This is a genomic window from Qingrenia yutianensis (genome assembly GCF_014385105.1).
GTDB lineage: Bacteria > Bacillota > Clostridia > UMGS1810 > UMGS1810 > Qingrenia > Qingrenia yutianensis.
Genome location: NZ_JACRTE010000066.1, coordinates 1 through 1,102, shown reverse-complemented (window position 1 = coordinate 1,102; position 1,102 = coordinate 1). Strand labels below are relative to the sequence as shown.

Annotated in this window: 1 protein-coding gene and 1 pseudogene; both read left to right on the top strand. The window is 40.4% G+C overall.

Going from position 1 to position 1,102, the window contains the following annotated elements; all coding sequences use genetic code 11:
• Window positions 1–521: pseudogene (locus H8706_RS12050) on the top strand (hypothetical protein); the annotation flags it as partial.
• A 15-nt stretch (window positions 522–536) separates the two neighbouring features.
• Window positions 537–962, top strand: coding sequence for a hypothetical protein (locus H8706_RS12045; RefSeq protein ID WP_262432834.1), 426 nt, complete (start codon window positions 537–539; stop codon window positions 960–962).
• Window positions 963–1,102 lie beyond the last annotated feature (140 nt).

Here is a 1,102-nt window from a genome sequence, read left to right as displayed (position 1 = left end):
ACTATACTGACGGCGACAGGTACGAAAAAGGCGGGAAAATATATACCTTTAAGGTAACAGATGAAAATATGCTGTTCGAGGGAACTGACGGTACGAAATTGTTTGTTGCACCCGAAATGCTCGGAACCTATTTGCCGGACATTGCATCGCTTGATAACTCATTCACCAAAGTGCCGCTTGAACAAACTCTTTCAAATATTACACTTGGCGATCTGTTAAAGGGGGTAAGCCTTTCAAGTGTTCATCTTGTGCATAACGAGGTTGAACACGATTTGGCGACAATTGAAGATTTGTCGTATGACACGCTTACCGATAAGGGCAGAGAAGAGTGGGAAGATGTACTTGCCGCAAGGGTAGAGCAGATATATGAAGGAAGTTACGGTGTGCAGATTCAGTGCTGCGATGTTGAATATGAACGGTTGGAGGAGTTTTCAAAGGCACTCGCCGGATACTGCCCGGCAGAGGAGTGGAACAAATGGTTTAACGAAAATACTGAAAATGAACAAAATTTGAATATGTAAAAAGGAGAGAGGATAATGATAAGAAATATTGATGTGTTGAAAAAAATAAAAGATAAGGCGAATAAGTTTCTCATTATATCGGACGGAGTGGATGTAACGCTTGATATTGAGGACGCAAACCTCACCGAGCTTGTATCCGAAGAAGATGAGGAAGTTTTGGAAATGCTTGAATCGGCGGAAAGCATAGAAATACTGATTATGCAGCTTACAGAGGATTTGAGGGATGCACTCGATTATGATGGATTTGACTGCGAAAGCTATTCGTGGTGTCTGTCAAAAATACGGCACAACACAATAGAAATTGAAAACTATTACGGATCGATTTGCAGTGCGATTCGTTCGCTTTATGAAAACATACAAAAAATGTTGTATGGCAATAAAATCCTGATGCAGTATGCTTGCGTGGAAAATGTAAAAACAACAATGCCGGGTCAGGAGTGAGCATATTGTTGATGAAATTTTTTGGAGGAACAAAGCTGTTTATGTATGAATGTATGATGCAGCAGATACCCGATACGGTGAGATGCAGTAAAGAAGAAAAAAGACTGAAAGCACAGTATGCCGGAATGTTAAAAGAATAT

Bases quoted from the DNA above. Each gene is read 5' to 3' on its own strand.
- H8706_RS12045 (WP_262432834.1), top strand. From the start codon at position 537: ATGATAAGAAATATTGATGTGTTGAAAAAAATAAAAGATAAGGCGAAT.